The sequence below is a fragment of the Duganella sp. genome (assembly GCF_039595735.1).
Taxonomy (GTDB): Bacteria; Pseudomonadota; Gammaproteobacteria; order Burkholderiales; family Burkholderiaceae_D; genus Rugamonas.
This window is the reverse complement of the sequence record NZ_JBCNLB010000002.1, coordinates 1-16,965: the sequence shown is the minus strand read 5'-3', so window position 1 is coordinate 16,965 and position 16,965 is coordinate 1. Positions and strand designations below refer to the sequence as shown.

The following is a 16,965-nucleotide window of genomic DNA, read 5'->3' as shown; positions in this document are numbered from 1 at the left end:
CAATCTTGACTTGAACTGTCAACATCATAGGAAGGGAATATGGTCTGGCTGACCGCTGCCCAAGCCCTGGAGGTGCTCAACGTCCGCCCGCAAACCCTGTATGCCAACGTCAGCAGGGGGAAAATCCGCGCCAGGGCGGATGAAGGCGATCCACGCCGCAGCCTCTACCACCGCGATGATGTGCTGCGCATGGCGCGCCGCGCGAACGGACGGCGTAAGGTCGACATTGTCTCCAGCGAGGCGATGCAGTATGGCGATCCGGTGCTGGCCTCCGCCATCTCCACCGCCGCCAACGGCAAGCTGCTGTACCGCGGCCACGATGCCGCCAGACTGGCCGACCACGCCAGCCTGGAAGACGCTGCCGCCCTGCTGTGGCAATGCGACCGGATCGAGGCCGCGCCTGCGCTTGCCGCCGCGCGGACGGACGCCGGGGCCGACAGCGCACTGGCAGCCGGCCTGCTGGTCCTCGCCCGCCGCAGCGCGGCCGCTGCGCCATCGCTGGGCCGCCCGCTGACCGAATTGCGTACCGAGGCGGCCGGCGTGCTGGCCGCGCTGGTTGATGCCATGGCTGGCATTGGCGACGGCGCGATCAGCCTGCGCCTCGCCCGCCGCTGGCACGCCGAGCAGCACGCGGACCTGATCCGCCGCGCACTCGTTCTGATGGCCGATCACGAACTGAACGCCTCCACCTTCGCCACCCGCGTCGCCATTTCCACCGGCGCCTCGCTGGCGGCCGGTGTGCTGGCCGGTTTCACCACCCTGACCGGCCCGCTGCACGGCGGTGCGGCCAGGGAATTCGCCCAACTCATTGCTCAGGCGCAAACGGGTAATGCCAGCGACGCCGTCCGCGACTGGCTTGCGAGCGACCGGCCGCTGCCCGCCTTCGGCCATCCGCTGTACAGCGACGGCGATCCGCGCGCCAGGGCCTTGCTGCGCCATCTGCCGAAAATGCAACCATATGAAGCGTTGGCCATCGCCGCTGAGCAGCAAGCCGGGGAACTGCCGAACATCGACTATGCGCTGTCCCTGCTGACCGCGCACTGCGGCCTGCCGCAAGAAGCGCCGTTTGTCTTGTTTGCGGTGGGTCGCTGCGTCGGCTGGCTGGCGCACGCGCTGGAGCAGGTGCAAGCCAACCGCCTGATCCGGCCGCGCGCCCGCTACACCGGGCCGGCCGAAATACTCAACGCAGGAATTTATTGATGGTGGCCATGGTGGCCAGGTCGGGATTCATGAATTGGAAGCCGATTTTGAAGTGGTCGCCACTGAAGATGCAGTAATTGACGCGGGACTGGCAGCTCAGGACCTGCGCCTTGCCCTCGACGAAAAGCTCAAACGACACCATGGCAATATCACCCGTCGACAGCTTGTGATCCAATGTGATCGACAGCCCGCTCGCGCTGATCTCCAGCGTGCGGCCCAGCTTGGGCGACATGCCATCCATCACTACCACTGCCTTGGAACGCACGATCTTACGCGCGCCTGACCTTTGATCGACTAACACTTTCTTGTCCTTTTATTACCCGATGAGTTACGTAATCCGCACTATTGACGATTACAACACGTAACAATACAACGTTATTGGATTTCGCGCAGCTTATTGAAGGCATCATCGATACGATCAACACCGATAATCGTCATGCCTTCGATCGGCTGCTTGGGCGCATTGGCGGTCGGGATCATGGCGATCGAAAAGCCCAGCTTGGCCGCCTCGCGCAAACGCTCCTGCCCGCGCGGCGCCGGCCGGATCTCGCCGGCCAGACCCACCTCGCCAAACACCACGAAACCACGCGGCAGCGGCTTGTTGCGCATGGAGGAATTAATCGCCAGCAGCACCGCCAGGTCGGCCGCCGGTTCGGTAATCTTCACGCCGCCGACGGCGTTGATGAACACGTCCTGATCAAATGCCGCAATCCCGGCGTGACGGTGCAGCACCGCCAGCAGCATCGCCAGCCGGTTTTGCTCCAGGCCGACCGACAGGCGGCGCGCATTCGGCTGGTGGCTGGCATCGACCAGCGCCTGAATTTCCACCAGCAGCGGACGGGTGCCCTCCTGCGTCACCATCACGCACGAGCCGGGCACCTGATTGTCATGCTGCGACAGGAACAGCGCCGACGGATTCGACACCCCCTTCAAGCCTTTCTCGGTCATGGCAAACACGCCCAGCTCGTTGACCGCGCCGAAACGGTTCTTGATCGCGCGCACCAGGCGGAAGCTGGAATGGTTGTCACCTTCAAAATACAGCACGGTATCGACGATGTGTTCCAGCACGCGCGGACCGGCCAGCGCGCCTTCCTTGGTGACGTGGCCGACCAGGATAATGGTGACGCCGGTCTGCTTGGCGGCACGGGTCAGCTGCGCCGCGCACTCGCGCACCTGCGCCACCGAGCCGGGCGCCGAGGTCAGGGCGTCCGAATACAGGGTCTGGATCGAGTCGATCACCGCCACTTCCGGCTTGAGATCGGCCAGCGTGCCGAGGATTTTCTCCAGCTGGATTTCGGCCTGCAGCTTGAGGTCGCGCGCATCGATATTCAGCCGCTTGGCGCGCAAGGCGATCTGCGCGCCCGATTCCTCGCCGGACACGTACAGCACTTTCTTCAGGTGCGAGACATTGGCCAGCGCCTGCAGCAGCAGGGTCGATTTACCGATGCCCGGATCACCGCCGATCAGCACCACGCCGCCCGCCACCAGGCCGCCGCCCAGCACGCGGTCGAATTCCTCGATGCCGGTGCCGAAGCGCGGCACGTCGATGGCGTCGATATCGGCCAGCGACAGCACCGGCGCGGTCTGCGCCAGCGACTGGTGGGCCGGCTGCGAATAACGGTTATTGCCGCCGGCCTCCACCACGGTTTCCACCATGGTGTTCCACTGATGGCAGGACGAGCACTGGCCAGTCCACTTGGTGGCCGTGGCGCCGCACTCATTGCAGCTGTAATTGGTTTTCGCCTTGGCCATGGCTTAACCCTCGACCACCGGCACGCGCTGGGTCAGCGCGCACATCAGCTCATAGCCGATGGTGCCGGCCGACTCCGCCACCTCGTCGATTGGCAAGCCCTGCCCCCACAGCACCACCTTGCTGCCGATGCGCGCCTGCGGCAGCGGCGTCAGGTCCACGGTCAGCATGTCCATCGACACCCGCCCGACCAGGCGGGTGCGCACGCCATCGACCAGCACCGGCGTGCCCAGCGGCGCCACGCGCGGATAACCGTCGGCATAGCCGCAGGCCACCACGCCGATGCGCATCGGCCCTTCGGCCTGGAAGCGGCTGCCGTAGCCCACCACCTCGCCGGCGGCGATGTCCTGCACACCGATGATTTCGCTGCTCAGGGTCATGGCTGGCTGCAGGCCGAATGCCTCGGCGGTGCCGCCGCCCGGCGTGCCGCCGTACAGCATGATGCCGGGACGCACCCAGTCATTTTTCAGGTGGTCGTGATGCAGCAGCACGCCGGCCGAGTTCGACAGGCTGCGCTGCCCCGGCAGGCCGGCGGCGCCCAGCTCAAAGCGGCGGATCTGCTCGGTAATCGGCAGCAGCGGGTGGTCGACATCGTCGGCATTGGCAAAGTGCGTCATCAGGGTGATGCTGCCGACGCAGGAAATGGCTTGCAGGCGCGCGTGGGCGGCCGCGTAAGCCTGCGGCATAAAGCCGAGGCGGTTCATGCCTGTATTCATTTTCAGGTGCAGGTCAAAGCGGATGCCGCGCGCGCTCAGCTGCGGGGACAGCTCTTCCAGCCAGGCCAGTTGCTGCTCGCAATGCACGGCCGCCTGCAAGTCGTAGCCGGCCATGGTGTGCAAATCGGCGGAACTGAAGAAACCTTCCAATAATAAAATCGGCTTCTTCCAGCCCAGGTCGCGCAGCTTGACGGCGTTATCGACCTCAATCAGCGCCAGGCCGTCAGCCTCGGCAAAACCGCGCATCGCGCGCTCCAAACCGTGACCGTAGCCGTTGGCTTTCAGCACGCCCCAGGCCTTGGCGCCCGGTGATTTGGCCTTGGCCAAGGTCAAGTTATGCTTCATGGAGTCAATATGAATGGTTGCGAGGATGGGCCGGGGCATACGACATTTTCTGCTTGGTAAACGAAGCCGCCATTTTACCAAGAGCGGGCGCAGACGCACTGCTCAATTCTTGGGGATACGAACAAAGCATGGTATAAAGCAAGCCAGATAAGTTTTCAGGCTATCCCAGAATGAATCGTGGTTTCTATACCATCATGGCAGCGCAGTTCTTTTCGTCCCTGGCGGACAACGCGCTGCTGTTTGTTGCGATCGACTTGCTGGTCAATATGAAATCACCGGGGTGGATCACGCCGCTCCTGAAGCTTTCATTTACCCTCTTTTACGTGCTGTTGGCGGCATTTGTCGGCGCTTTTGCTGATTCGATGCCTAAAGGCAAGGTCATGTTCATTTCCAACCTGATCAAGGTTGGCGGCTGCCTGCTGATTTTCGCCCACGTGCATCCACTGCTGGCTTACGCCATCGTCGGTTTTGGCGCGGCCGTGTATTCGCCGGCCAAGTACGGCATCCTGACCGAGTTGCTGCCGGCTGAAAAACTGGTGGCGGCCAATGGCTGGGTGGAAGGCCTGACCGTGCTGTCGATTATCTTCGGCACGGTGATGGGCGGCGCGCTGGTGGGCGGCCGCGTCTCCGGTTTCCTGCTGGGCTTTGACATGCCGCTGATCGATACCGGCATCGAGACGCCTACCCAGGCTGCGCTGTGCGTGGTGGTGGGCATCTACATGCTGGCGGCGCTGTTCAATACCCGCATTCCGGATACCGGCTGCGTGTACGGTCACCAGGAGCGTAATCCGGTCAAGCTGATCAGCGATTTCGCCAACTGTTTCGGTCTGCTGTGGAAAGACAAGCTGGGCCAGATTTCGCTGGGCGTGACCACCCTGTTCTGGGGCGCGGCGCAGACCCTGCAGTTCATCGTGCTGGAGTGGGCCAACCGCACCCTGCATCTGACTTACGAGCAGTCGACCAGTCTGGTGGGCGTGGTGGCGATCGGCGTGGCGGCCGGTGCCGTGATTTCGGCGCGCTTCATTTCGCTGCGCAAGTCGCTCACCGTGATCCCGGTCGGCATTGCCATGGGCGTGATTGTGATGTGCATGACGATGGTGAATTCGGTCAAGATTGCGTATCCGCTGCTGATACTGGTCGGCCTGCTGGGCGGCTTCTTCCTGGTGCCGATGAACGCACTGCTGCAGCACCGCGGCCACGTGCTGATGAGCGCGGGTCACTCGATTGCGGTGCAGAACTTCAATGAGAATTTGTCGATCCTGACCATGCTGGCGGTGTACTCGCTGATGCTGCGCGCGCACCTGAATCTGGATGTCATCATTCTGCTGTTCGGCCTGTTCCTGGCTGGCACCATGCTGTACATCATGCGCCGTCACAAGGCCAACCAGCGCGAGTTTGATTCGGTCGCGCTGATCGGCGAGGCCAAGCACTAGGCTGGCAGCACGCCTTCATGACGGCGCTGCGCGGCCTGCGCGCGCCAGTCATCGGGGACGATGAATCCCCTGCTCTCTTCCACCAGCCACTCCCCTGACTTGCGTAACGCCGCGATCATGAATGGTGCCGGCTGGCCTGCTGCGGCCGCCAGCAGCGCTTCGCGGTGCATGCCGGCGTCGGCGGCCACTTTCAACGGCGCCAGCCATTGCAGGCGCGGCATGATGGCGTACTGCTGGTCCGGCAGACTGGCCGCTTGCGATTGCGTCATCCAGAAGCCATGGCAGTGCTGCCGGGTGATGCCGGCCATGGGCTGGACGCCGTTGGGATAGAACAGCCAGCCTTTCACCAAAGCCTGCGCGCGGGTGACTGGCAGCGGCAGCATGGCTTGGGCGGCCGGGTGTGCCGCCAGCGACAGCTGTTTTTCGAAGATTTTGCGCATTTTCACGCCCAGCGTGTCGGCCAGGTTGGGGCCGATCAGACCGTTGAAGCCGGCGCTGTCGGCGTCCAGCAGGTAGAACTTGGTGGCGAATTCGATGTGCCGCAGGCCGTCGCCGTCGTGCAGCAGGAAGTCGAATTCACCGATGGTGTCGGTGCGGTCGGCGCGGACTTGCAGGCCGTGGTCGTACAGCTGGCTGTGCTGGGCGAAATAGAAGGCCATCAGCTTTTCGGCGTACAGCCCCAGACGCGAATAGTGTTTGTCGCCCAGGGCGGCCTGCAGCGGGGACGGGTCTTGCTCCAGTGCGGCCAGCCAGTCGGCGGTGGCCGGCAGCATGGCGCCCAGCGAGGCGATGCGGCCCTGCCATTCCGGCGCTGCGGGGTCGAGCAGGTCGGGCGCGTCCAGCAGCCACGCCAGCGCCCGCACATGCGGATGGGTCAGGTGCGGCCAGCGGCGTTCAAAGAATGTTTGACAGGTATCGCCGGTCGGCTCAGCAGATACGGCGGAGGCGGCCGGCGACGGTAGCACTGGCGCGGCGGATGCGGCGTGAGTGGCCGGCGAAGACAGCACTGGCGCGGCAGATGCGGCGCCGGCGCCCGGCGGTAGCGGTGGCGCGCCGGGCGGCTGGTCAGGCATGGCTGGCTTTCGCCAGGCAGAGGTCGACCCAGGCTTTGGCCTTGTCTTCCGGTTTGCGCAGCAGATCGTCCGGGTGGTAGGTGGCTACCACTGGCAGTTGGTGGGCGCCGTAATACATGACTTTGCCGCGCGCAGCGGGTCCCATCATCAGCCCGCGCGCGGCGAACTGGCCGAAGGTCATGGCCATGGTGGCGCCGGTCAGCGCCAGTTCGCGGTCCAGGTAGGGGCGGCAGGCGATGACCTCGTCAGCGGTCGGCATGCGGTCATCAGGCCGGCACTTGACCACGTTGGTAATGTAGACGTCGGCCTCAGGCTGAAGTGCGATGGCTTTCAGCATGTTGTGCAGCAACTGGCCGGCCTCGCCGGTGACGGCTTGGCCTTGCTCGTCGTCGGCACGCGACGGCATGCCGCTGATGGCGATCCAGCGCGCCTTCTCCGCGCCACGGCCATTGACTGCATGACGGCGCGTTTCGCACAGGGTGCAGCGCGTGCAACTGGCGACGGCAGCTTGCAAGGTCGGCCAATCCATCGCAGCAATCGCCTCGTCGCTGACCGGCTCGCCATGGGCAGACGCAGTGGCGGGCGGCAGCTCCGGTGCGTGCGAGGGCGAGGACGGCGTCGGGCGGGCCTGTGCCGCAGCCGGACGCTCGGGTGCCAGCGGTGGCATTGGCGCGTCGTCGAACCAGGCGGTCGATTCGTCGTCGGACGCGGCGGCCGGTGGTTGCATTTGCGGGCGCGAGGCGGCGGGCGCAGCCGGACGGGCCGGCGTGGCGGGAGCTGACGGGACCGCTTCGGCAGATGGAACTACGGCAGGCATCCCGGCGGCCGGGCGCGGCGCAGCTTCAGCCGGCGCGCGCGGGACGGCGGGCGGCGAGACGGCGACCGGCGCCTCGGCCGGCGGTGCATCCTGCTCTGGCAAGCCATCTGCCAACGCCTGCACAGCCGTGACAAACGCATCTTCCTCGTGCGCGCCCTGACGCAACTTCCACTGCACGCCGATCCCCATCTCCTGCAGGAACACGGCACTCCGCGCCGACTGACTCATATGCCAAACCGCATCACAATTGCGTCCTCACGTTGCCCATGCGCCGCCGGGTAATAGCCCTTGCGACGGCCAATCTGCTTAAATCCATAGCGCTCGTAAATCTCCAGCGCCCGCGCATTCGACGGCCGCACTTCCAGCAGCACCGACTCCATGCCCAAACCACGCGAACAAGCCACCGCCTGATTCAGCAAAAACCGCCCCAGCCCCTGCCCCTGCTTCGCGGCAGACACCGCAACATTCAACAAATGCGCCTCATCCACCACCGCCATCAGCAGAAAATACCCCAGCAACGCCCCATCGCGATCGCGCAGAATCCAGGCTTCGTAATTGCTGTTCAACGAATCCTCGAAATTCGCCAGAGTCCAGGGATGCGGATAGACGCTCTGCTCCAGCGCAACCACCTCGGCCAGATCGGACTTCTGCATCGGCTCATAATTGAGCCGTGCCAGATCCCAGACAGGCGCCGTCATGCGCCGCCGTCCTTGGCGGCCGCCATCTCGCGGCGCTCGGCCTGGGTGTAAGCGACCTTGTTACGCAGATACAGCGGCTGCGCATCGGCAGCAGCGACCGTACGCCCCTCGGCAAACGCCACCGCCGCCAGTTGCGCGACCTGCGCCGCGTGCGGCATCACCTCGGCAAAACCGCCGGCCGGGAAAGCTTCCGCATAGGCCGACAAGCCATTGCCACACGCCACCGGCGTGCCCTGCGGCTGCACCTCGCCCGGCGCCGACAACACCGGCGGCAACACCGCCACCGGCTGGCCATTTTCAAAGCGATACTGCGCCCAATACACCTCGCCCATGCGCGCATCCAGCACCACCAGCACCTCGGCGGCGCCGTGCTGCTGATGGCAAGCCAGCGCCATCGCATCCAGCGTCACCACCGGCACGGCGGGAATCTTGCCGCCAAACGCCAGCCCCTGCGCCACGCCGCACGCGGTGCGCACGCCGGTGAACGAGCCAGGACCGGAGCCATACGCCACCGCGTCGCATTCTTGCAAGCTGATGCCGGCCTCCGCCAGCAATTCTTGAATCATCGGCAATACCGACTGGGAATGGGTGCGCACGCCGCTGGAGACGCGGCTGATCAGGGCATCGCCCCGCAGCAGTGCGCAGGAGGCGGTTTCGGACGAGGTTTCAATGGCAAGAATATTAGGCATCCCGTATTTTAACCCGGCGCGCCAGCAGGCGCGACCCCGCGCGGAGAGGTAGAATACCGCTTTGGCGCCCAGTGCGCTGTTTGCTGATTCCCTTATGGCTAGCCTGACCCTGAATTCCGAAAACCGCGAAGACGTCGCCGCCGCGCTGTCCGGCGACCGCTGGATCGTCGCCTGCCTGTGCGCGGCCTGGTGCGGCACCTGCGCCAGCTACCGCGCCACCTTCGACGACGTGGCCGCGCGCCATCCGGACAAATTCTTCGTCTGGATCGACATCGAAGACCATGCCGACATCGTTGGCGACCTGGATGTCGAGAACTTCCCCACCCTGCTGATCCAGCACCACGAAATGGTGGCCTTCTTCGGCACCATGCTGCCGGACGCCGGCATCGCCCATCGCCTGGTGCAATCCACCGCCGCGCAAAGCGACGAGGAGCTGCAGGAACTCATCATCAACAACCAGGAACGCGCCGAGTGGCAGCGTACCTGCAACCTGCGCACCCTGCTGCGCGACGCCCTATAAAGTCAGCGGCAGACTGCGCAAGCGTTTGCCGGTCAGCTTGAAGACCGCGTTGGCCACGGCCGGCGCGATCGGCGGCGTGGCCGGTTCGCCCATGCCTTCCGGATGGGCGGCGCTTGGCAGGATAATGGTCTCCACTTCGGGCGCCTGATTCAGGCGCACCACAGCATAGTCGTGGAAGTTGGACTGCTCGACCTTGCCATCCTTGATGGTCACTGCGCCAAACAGCGCTGCCGACAAGCCAAACACCACACCCGATTCAGCCTGCTGGGCGATGATGTTCGGGTTCACCGCCAGTCCGCAATCGACCGCGCATACCACGCGGTGCACGCGGATCTCCGTACCTTCCACCGACACTTCGGCCACCTGCGCAACGATGGTGCCAAACGACTGGTGCAGGGCCACACCGTGCGCCCGTCCTTCAGGTGCGGCACCGGCTTTGGCCACCGCCGCGTTCAGCACCGCCAGGTGACGCGGATGCTGCGCCAGCAGCTCGCGCCGGAACGCCACGCTGTCCTTGCCGGCCGCATGCGCCAGTTCGTCGATGAAGCTCTCCTTGAAGAAAGCATTATGTGAATGCCCCACCGAGCGCCAGTAGCCGATCGGCACGGCGCTGTCCACGATCACGTGGCGGATGCGCTGGTTGGCGAAGTGGTACTGCATATCGAATTCGCCTTCGGCGGTGGTCTTGTCGGGACCTCCCGGCGGTAAGCCCAGATTACGCTTGAAGAACTGGTGCGAGATCGCGCCGCTGGCCGACTTGTTATCGTAGCCGAGCACATTGCCCTTCGCATCCAGCGTGGCGCTGAAGCGTGCCAGTGAGGCCGGGCGGTACACGTCATGCGTGGTATCTTCCTCGCGGCTCCAGATCAGCTGCACCGGATAGCCGTCCGCCTGCCGTGCGATGGCCACCGCCTGCGCCACCATGTCCACATCCAGCCTGCGGCCAAAGCCGCCGCCCAGCATGGTCACCGTCAGCACCACCTTGTCGGCCGAAACGCCGCCCACCTTGGCCGCCACGTCCACCGCGAAGCCGGGCGACTGCGTCGGTGCCCACAGGTACACTTTGCCGTCCCTGACCTGCGCGGTGCAGTTGACTGGTTCCATGGCCGCATGCGCGAGATACGGTGCGCGATACTCGGCCTGCACGGTCTTGACCACGCCGGCGGCCTTGCCCTCCACCGCGTCCATGTCGCCGGCCTTGTAGTAGGCGAAGCCGTCTTCCTTATCCAGTTTGGCCGCCAAGTCGGCATAGATGGCGGCGCTGGACAAGCCGGCCAGCGGGCCGTCGTTCCATTTGACGTCCAGCGCCAGCGCGGCTTGCTTCGCCTGCCAGTAACTGCGCGCGATCACCGCCACGCCGGCGCCTGCGCCGGCATGCTCCGGCAGCGCGCCATCGTAATTCACCACCTTGACCACGCCCGGCATCTTGAGCGCCGCAGCGCTGTCGACGCTGGCCACCGTGCCGCCGATCACCGGCGACATGCGCAGCGCCGCGTACAGCATGCCGGGCGGACGCACATCGATGCCGAAGATGGCCGAGCCATTCACCTTGGACGGCGTATCACGGCGCGGCTGCGGACGGCCGATCAATGTGAATTCCTGCGGCGACTTGAGGCGCACCTCGCCCGGTTTGGCGGTGACCGCCCTGGCAGCCAGCGCACCATAGGCCAGCTTGCGGCCATCGGCATGCAGCACATGAGCGTTCTCCGTGCGCAGGTCTTGCGCGCGGACGTTCCACTCCGCCGCCGCAGCGGCAAGCAGCATGGCGCGCGCGGCGGCACCGGCTTCGCGCATCGGCTGCCACGCGTCCTTCACGCTGGAAGAGCCGCCGGTGATGATCAAGCCCAGCTCGCGCGCGACCTTGCCAACCACCCAGCTGACGGTGCTTTTCAAACGTCCGGTATCGTCTGGATGGAATGGCAGCCCGTCCTGGAGCATGGCGATATTGCCGAAGATTTTATCGATCGGCGCCTGCACCACCTGCACGGCGGACAAGGGCACATCCATCTCCTCCGCCACCAGCATCGGCAAGGCGGTATGCACGCCCTGCCCCATCTCGCTGCGCGGCACGGCCACGCTGACGGTGCCGTCCTGGTTGATGCCCACCCAGCCGTTCAGCGCCACGCTGCCGGCGCCCAGCGGCAGCGGGTGTGATCCGTTCAGGCGCTGGCGCGGCGGCATCACGCCCCAGCCGACCACCAACGCCCCCGTCACCGCCAGCCCGCCCAAGATAAACCGGCGGCGCGATTTGCTCTTCGCTCCCTGCATGCACGTCTCCTGTGCTGAAGTTTTTATTTTTGCCAGCGTGTGAGCATATCATCCGCCGCCAGCGGACGGCTGTAGAAATAGCCCTGCGCCAGGTTGCAGCCGTGACGCAGCAGGAACGCCGCCTGCTCTTCGGTCTCCACGCCTTCCGCGATGACCGACAGGTTCATGCTCTTGCCCAGCTGGATAATCGCAATCGCAATCGCCTCGTCATTGACGTCGGTCGAAATGTCCTTGATGAAGGAACGGTCGATCTTCAGCGTCTGCACCGGCAGCTGCTTCAGGTAGGCCAGCGACGAATAGCCGGTGCCGAAATCGTCAATCGCCAGCGCCACGCCGATCGAGTGCAGATCGTTGATGAAGACCATGGCGTCGCCGGTATTCATGATCACCGACTCGGTCACTTCCAGCTGCAGGCGCTGCGGCTCCAGCCCGGTGTCGTGCAGGATGTCGGCCACCATGTTGACGATGGAGCCGCGCTCGAACTGCTTGGCCGACAGGTTGACCGCGATCTTCGGCACATGCAGGCCGGCCTCCTGCCAGCGCACCATCTGCCGGCAAGCTTCGTGCAGCACCCATTTGCCCAGCTGGTTGATGAAGCCGGTGTCCTCGGCCAGCGGGATGAAGCGGATCGGCGGAATCAGGCCCAGTTCCGGATGGTTCCAGCGCACCAGCGCTTCCACGCCGATCAGGCGTCCGGTGTCGATTTCCACCTGCGGCTGATAGTTGAGGAAGATTTCTTCCTTCTCGATCGAGCGGCGCAGGAAAGTCTCCAGGCGCAGCCGCTCGACGCCCTCGCCGGTCATCGACGGCGCGTAGAAGCTGAAGCCATTGCGGCCGCGCGCCTTGGCCTGGTACATGGCCACGTCGGCATTACGGATCAACATATTCAGATCGGAGGCATCGTCCGGGAACAGGCTGATGCCGACGCTGCAGGTCACGAACAGTTCGTGGCCGGCCACCATGAACGGCTCTTCAAACATCTGCACCAGCTTTTCCGCGACCTGGCTGGCGCCGTACTGGTTGTCGATGTTCTCCAGCAGGACGATAAATTCATCGCCGCCCAGGCGCGCCAGCGTATCGCCTTCGCGCAGGCGATCCTGCAGCGCCTTGGCCACCTGCTTGAGCAGTTCATCGCCGATGTGGTGGCCCAGCGTGTCGTTGACGTTCTTGAAGCGATCCAGATCGATGAACAGCAGCGCCAGTTGTTCGCCCTCGCGCGAAGCGCGCTGCAAGGCGTGCTGCAGGCGGTCGTGGAACAGCAGCCGGTTCGGCAGCGCGGTCAGCGGATCGTGGTGGGCCAGGTGGTCCAGCTTCTCCTGCGATTCCTTGGCCTTGGTGATGTCGCTGAACACGCCGACGTAATGGGTGGTGCGGCCGTGGGTGTCGCGCACCGCGCTCACGGTCAGGAATTCCAGGTACAGCTCACCGTTCTTGCGCAGACTCCACAACTCGCCGCGCCAGAAGCCCTGGTCCACCTGCTCCTGCCACATCTCTTCGTAGAAGGCCGGTTCGTGGCGGCCGGAACGCGTCAGCGTGCGGTCCTTGCCCAGCGCTTCGGCCTCGGTGTAGCCGGTGATCAGGGTGAAAGCCGGGTTGACGGCCACGATGATGCCTTGCGCATCCAGCACCACCACGCCGTCGGCAATGTGCTCGATGACGGTGGCCGACAGGCGCAGTTTTTCTTCCGCTTCCTTGCGCTCGGTGATGTCGGCAAACACCCAGATGCTGCCCTCGTTGGCGCGGTTGTGATCCAGCGCATAGCCGCTGACCAGGCACCAGAACACGCTGCCGTCCTGACGGCGGTACTGGCGCTCTTCGCTGAAGTAGTCGCCGTGCGACAGCGACGGATACTGGCGCGCGCCGGAAGACTCGAAATCGAACGCATTCAGGAACAGGATGGAGGTCGAGGCGCCGGTCATGGCGCCCGGCTCGTAGCCAAACAACTCCTCGCAGCGGCGGTTGACCGAGACGATCGAACGATGGCGCACGAACATCACGCCAAACATCACGTTATCCAGAATCGCGCTTTGCTCGGCCAGCAGCGCCTCGATGCGCATTTCATTGTGCTTGCGCTGGCTGATGTCGGAGATGATGCCGTCCACCCACGGCGCATCGCGCTCGCCGTCCGGCTGCTGCGGCTGGCCGTTTTCCTGCACCCAGCGCTCGGCGCCGGAAGCGTCCAGGATGCGGTATTCGATTTCGTAAGGCTGGCCATCGCGGATGGCCTGGCCGATCACGCGGCGCTGCTTCTTGCGGTCTTCCGGCGCAATCAGATTGGTCCACGAATGGGTGGTGCTGCGCATGAACTGCGCCGCCGAATAACCGGAGATGTCTTCAATCGCGTCGGACACGAAGTCGATCGGGCCGTCCGGGCGGAAGCGGAACACCGCGCCCGGCACCTGCGTGACGATGGTGCGGAAACGCTCCTCGCGCTGGCCGATATCCTCGAACAGGCGCTTGATCGCCACCCGCATCTGCTCCAGCTGCTGCGCCAGGCGGCCCAGTTCATCGCTGCCGGTGACATCGAGCCGGGTTTCGAAATCGCCGCGCGACAGGCGGTCGGAGAAGCGCATCAGCTTGCGCAGCGGCTTGATCAGGCGCGCATTCAGGAACAGCACGATCAGCAGCAGCGACACCATCAGCTGCGCCGCCAGCACGAACACGTACGACAGCTGCTTCTCGCGCAGCTCCTGCTGGCTGCGGGCGTCGTCCATCTCCACCATGATGCGGCCGATGCGCTCGCCGCGCACCAGGATTTCGCGCTCGGCGCGATAAACGTTACCACTGGCCACGCGCGGCGAACGCACGTGCATGAACTGGGTGTCGGCCTGGCCGACCACCTGCACCTGCAGCACCGAGCGGTCGCGCATCACCGATTCGACCAGCGAATGGGCCGATTCGGCATTCATGTTCCACAGCGATTCCTGCATGCCCAGCGCCAGGATGTCGGCATTGCGCTGCAGCGATTCATTCAGGGCGACGCGCGCGGACTGCTGCTCGTGCACGCCGATCAGCAGATAGCTGCCGATGATGGCCGGGATGACCAGGCCGCCAAATACCACCAGCAACAGGGCGCCATAGATGGACAGACCGTACAGCGCGCTCAGGCGCGCACGCGCTCGCTTATAAAGAGTACTAGTCATGCACCAGCAGCGTAATAGTAAATTGGCATCATCGGTCTGAAATTGTTACTTGATAGGAATTATGCCCGGAAAAGCCAGCGCCGTAAGCAAAAATCCGCCGGGCGCGCTATGATCGCGACTCTTTTTCCCACACATAGGAATTGCCATGACCACCTTCTCCATGTACTCCGCCTCCATTCCTGTGTTCAAGCAGATTTTGAACAGTCTGCACGCCATCCTGGACAAGGCCGAAGCCCACGCCGCGGACAAGAAAATCGACCCGGCCGCGCTGCTGCAATACCGTCTGTTCCCGGACATGCTGCCGTTCACCCGCCAGATCCAGATTGCTTGCGATTTTGCCAAGGGCGCCGCAGCCCGCCTGGGCGGCCAGGAAGTGCCTTCGTATGAAGACAAGGAAGCAACCTTTGCCGAGCTGAAGGCGCGCATCGTCAAGACGCTGGCCTATATCGACAGCGTGCCGCAGGCGCAGATCGAGGGCAGCGAAGGCCGCGCCATCACCACCGGCAGCGGCGAGAAGACCAAGCACTTCGTCGGACAGACTTATCTGTTCCATTACGCGCTGCCGCACTTCTACTTCCACGCCACCACCGCCTACGACATCCTGCGCCATAACGGCCTGGAAATCGGCAAGAAGGACTTTATTGGCAGCTACTAAGGCGCTGCGACCCGTGCCTCGCATGGGTGCTATGGGCCCCGGCCTGCGCCGGGGCGACGGCGGTCAGGTATTGCGGCGCGGGTAACCCTGCGCCAGGATGCGTTGCCACACCACTTCCTTCTGTTCGGCCGTCATGGCCACCCAGTGCGCCACCTCGACCACCGTGCGGCCGCAGCCGCGGCAGACTTCGTCAAAGGTGGTCGAGCATACCGCCACGCACGGCGTGTCGGGACGGATCGGCAGATCGCTCATGGCTTCTCCATGAGTTTGTCCCAGCCGTCGTGGCCCAACTGCTCCAGCTTGTCGATATTCTTTTCAAAAATATCAGCCGCGTCCGGGAACGCCTCGACCGCGCGGTCGATGCTTTCCTCGCGCAGCAGGTGCAGGGTGGGATACGGCGAGCGGTTGGTGTAGTTGCCGATGTCGTTTTTGTCGGTGTCGGCAAACTGGTAATCCGGGTGGAAGCTGGCCACCTGCAGGAAGCCGTCCAGGCCCAGGTCTTCCAGGGCGGCGTCGGCCACATCGAGGAATTCGTTGTAGTCGAAGAAATCGGTCAGCACGTTCGGGTGGATCAGCAGCGTGGTGTCGATCTGGTCCGGATCAGCATCGGCCAGGTGCTGCAGCTCTTCCATCAGCTTTTCCAGCAACTCTTCCGGCGTTTCCGCCTCGCTGACCACGTAACGCACCTGTTTCTTCACGTGCACGGCCTTGGCGAACGGGCACAGGTTCAGGCCAATGACGGCCTTTTCCATCCAGTGAACGGTGTCGGCAATGACCACGTCGCGATCGATGGGGGTACTCATATTGCAATTCCTCAATAACTACGCAAAGACAGGATTGTACGCATATTTGCCGCCATCTCGCTCTTATTTACCGGGAATTGTTGCATATAAGAATTTGTCATAAGCGTGACATATTTCTTGACTCGACCGGGTGAGCTTCGTACACTCCACGTTTAATTCATAGTCCACGCGATGTTTCTTGTCGCCAACCATGGAAAACTATGCAAGCACGAATTCCTAAATCTGCAGCCGTCGCCGCACTGTTAGCGCTCCTGGCGCCGGTGCTGGCCCAGGCGCATGACGAGGCGCCGGGCCTGCCGACGGTGACCACCGCGCTGTCTCCCCTGCCGAAATCCCCCATCCCTGACGTAACCTCCCTGAAAATTGCCAAGCCGGCCAAGATGGTCGATGAAGAGGCTTTCCGCGAGAAAGACGTCTGGGGCCGCATCCGCAGCGGATATGCGATTCCTGATGTAAATAACGACCTGGTCGCCAAGCACATCAACTGGTACGCCACCCGCCCGGATTACATCGCCCGCACCACCGCGCGCGCTTCGCTGTACCTGTTCCATGTGGTGTCCGAGCTGGAAAAGCGCGGCATGCCGACCGAACTGGCGCTGCTGCCGTTCATTGAATCCGCCTTCAACCCGACCGCCGTGTCCAGCGCCAATGCCGCCGGCATGTGGCAGTTCGTGCCCGGCACCGGCCGCGACTTCAACCTCAAGCAGGATGCCTTCAAGGACGAACGGCGCGGCATCCTGGCCTCGACCGACGCCGCCCTGACCTATCTGCAGCGCCTGTACGATATGTTTGGCGACTGGCAACTGGCCCTGGCCGCCTACAACTGGGGCGAAGGCTCGGTGCAGAAAGCCATCA

At 64.0% G+C, this 16,965-nt stretch carries 16 protein-coding genes; 5 read left to right on the top strand and 11 right to left on the bottom strand.

The genetic code is table 11. The features are described 5' to 3' along the window. Positions 1–39 precede the first annotated feature (39 nt). A complete protein-coding gene (locus tag ABDW57_RS05095) occupies positions 40–1,200 on the top strand; it encodes a citrate synthase family protein (RefSeq protein ID WP_343729131.1) in 1,161 nt (386 codons plus the stop codon). Here the strand turns inward: ABDW57_RS05095 and ABDW57_RS05090 are convergent. The 3 genes from ABDW57_RS05090 to alr form a co-directional block, all read right to left on the bottom strand. Further along, entirely contained in the window at positions 1,181–1,501 is a 321-nt protein-coding gene (locus ABDW57_RS05090) for a PilZ domain-containing protein (RefSeq protein WP_343729130.1), read from the bottom strand. The two genes, ABDW57_RS05095 and ABDW57_RS05090, sit on opposite strands and share 20 nt — an antisense overlap. A gap of 74 nt (positions 1,502–1,575) precedes the next feature. Further along, positions 1,576–2,952 (bottom strand): DNA repair protein RadA, encoded by a 1,377-nt coding sequence (gene radA / locus ABDW57_RS05085; protein WP_343729129.1) that lies wholly within the window; start codon positions 2,950–2,952, stop codon positions 1,576–1,578. A gap of 3 nt (positions 2,953–2,955) precedes the next feature. Next, entirely contained in the window at positions 2,956–4,050 is a 1,095-nt protein-coding gene (alr, locus tag ABDW57_RS05080) for an alanine racemase (RefSeq protein ID WP_343729128.1), read from the bottom strand. A gap of 131 nt (positions 4,051–4,181) precedes the next feature. On the opposite strand from alr, the gene lplT reads away from it, so the two are divergent. Continuing rightward, a complete protein-coding gene (lplT, locus tag ABDW57_RS05075; RefSeq protein WP_343729127.1) occupies positions 4,182–5,444 on the top strand; it encodes a lysophospholipid transporter LplT in 1,263 nt (420 codons plus the stop codon). Here lplT and ABDW57_RS05070 read toward each other — a convergent pair. From ABDW57_RS05070 to tsaB, 4 genes are read right to left on the bottom strand one after another with little or no spacing between them, the layout of a single operon-like run. Beyond that, positions 5,441–6,517, bottom strand: a complete 1,077-nt coding sequence (locus ABDW57_RS05070; protein ID WP_343729126.1) for a DUF1853 family protein — start codon at positions 6,515–6,517, stop codon at positions 5,441–5,443. The two genes, lplT and ABDW57_RS05070, sit on opposite strands and share 4 nt — an antisense overlap. Further along, on the bottom strand, positions 6,510–7,562 hold the full coding sequence (locus tag ABDW57_RS05065; protein ID WP_343729125.1) for a uracil-DNA glycosylase family protein: 1,053 nt from the start codon (positions 7,560–7,562) through the stop codon (positions 6,510–6,512). The genes ABDW57_RS05070 and ABDW57_RS05065 overlap by 8 nt, the downstream gene beginning before the upstream one ends. After that, positions 7,559–8,032 carry a ribosomal protein S18-alanine N-acetyltransferase gene (gene rimI / locus ABDW57_RS05060; protein ID WP_343729124.1) on the bottom strand — a complete coding sequence of 158 codons (474 nt, stop codon included), beginning with the start codon at positions 8,030–8,032 and terminating at the stop codon, positions 7,559–7,561. Before rimI ends, ABDW57_RS05065 begins: the two co-directional genes overlap by 4 nt. Next, a complete protein-coding gene (gene tsaB, locus ABDW57_RS05055) occupies positions 8,029–8,721 on the bottom strand; it encodes a tRNA (adenosine(37)-N6)-threonylcarbamoyltransferase complex dimerization subunit type 1 TsaB (protein WP_343729123.1) in 693 nt (230 codons plus the stop codon). Before tsaB ends, rimI begins: the two co-directional genes overlap by 4 nt. 94 nt (positions 8,722–8,815) lie before the next feature. On the opposite strand from tsaB, the gene ABDW57_RS05050 reads away from it, so the two are divergent. Then, entirely contained in the window at positions 8,816–9,241 is a 426-nt protein-coding gene (locus ABDW57_RS05050; RefSeq protein WP_343729122.1) for a thioredoxin family protein, read from the top strand. Here ABDW57_RS05050 and ABDW57_RS05045 read toward each other — a convergent pair. Together ABDW57_RS05045 and ABDW57_RS05040 are read right to left on the bottom strand one after the other, a co-directional pair. Further along, positions 9,236–11,509 carry a molybdopterin cofactor-binding domain-containing protein gene (locus ABDW57_RS05045; protein WP_343729121.1) on the bottom strand — a complete coding sequence of 758 codons (2,274 nt, stop codon included), beginning with the start codon at positions 11,507–11,509 and terminating at the stop codon, positions 9,236–9,238. The genes ABDW57_RS05050 and ABDW57_RS05045 overlap by 6 nt on opposite strands. A gap of 23 nt (positions 11,510–11,532) precedes the next feature. Then, the gene (locus ABDW57_RS05040; protein WP_343729120.1) at positions 11,533–14,652 is read right to left on the bottom strand and encodes an EAL domain-containing protein; all 3,120 of its coding nucleotides are present in this window, start codon (positions 14,650–14,652) and stop codon (positions 11,533–11,535) included. A gap of 145 nt (positions 14,653–14,797) precedes the next feature. Between ABDW57_RS05040 and ABDW57_RS05035 the strand changes: the two genes are divergently transcribed. Further along, positions 14,798–15,307: a DUF1993 domain-containing protein gene (locus tag ABDW57_RS05035; protein ID WP_343729119.1), complete on the top strand. Its 510-nt coding sequence runs from the start codon at positions 14,798–14,800 to the stop codon at positions 15,305–15,307. A gap of 63 nt (positions 15,308–15,370) precedes the next feature. On the opposite strand, the gene ABDW57_RS05030 is transcribed toward ABDW57_RS05035, so the two are convergent. After that, entirely contained in the window at positions 15,371–15,559 is a 189-nt protein-coding gene (locus tag ABDW57_RS05030) for a DUF1289 domain-containing protein (protein ID WP_343729118.1), read from the bottom strand. Further along, positions 15,556–16,110, bottom strand: coding sequence for a DUF1415 domain-containing protein (locus ABDW57_RS05025; RefSeq protein ID WP_343729117.1), 555 nt, complete (start codon positions 16,108–16,110; stop codon positions 15,556–15,558). Before ABDW57_RS05025 ends, ABDW57_RS05030 begins: the two co-directional genes overlap by 4 nt. 200 nt (positions 16,111–16,310) lie before the next feature. On the opposite strand from ABDW57_RS05025, the gene ABDW57_RS05020 reads away from it, so the two are divergent. Further along, positions 16,311–16,965 (top strand): lytic transglycosylase domain-containing protein (locus ABDW57_RS05020; protein ID WP_343729116.1); only part of this gene is annotated, 655 nt, incomplete at its 3' end.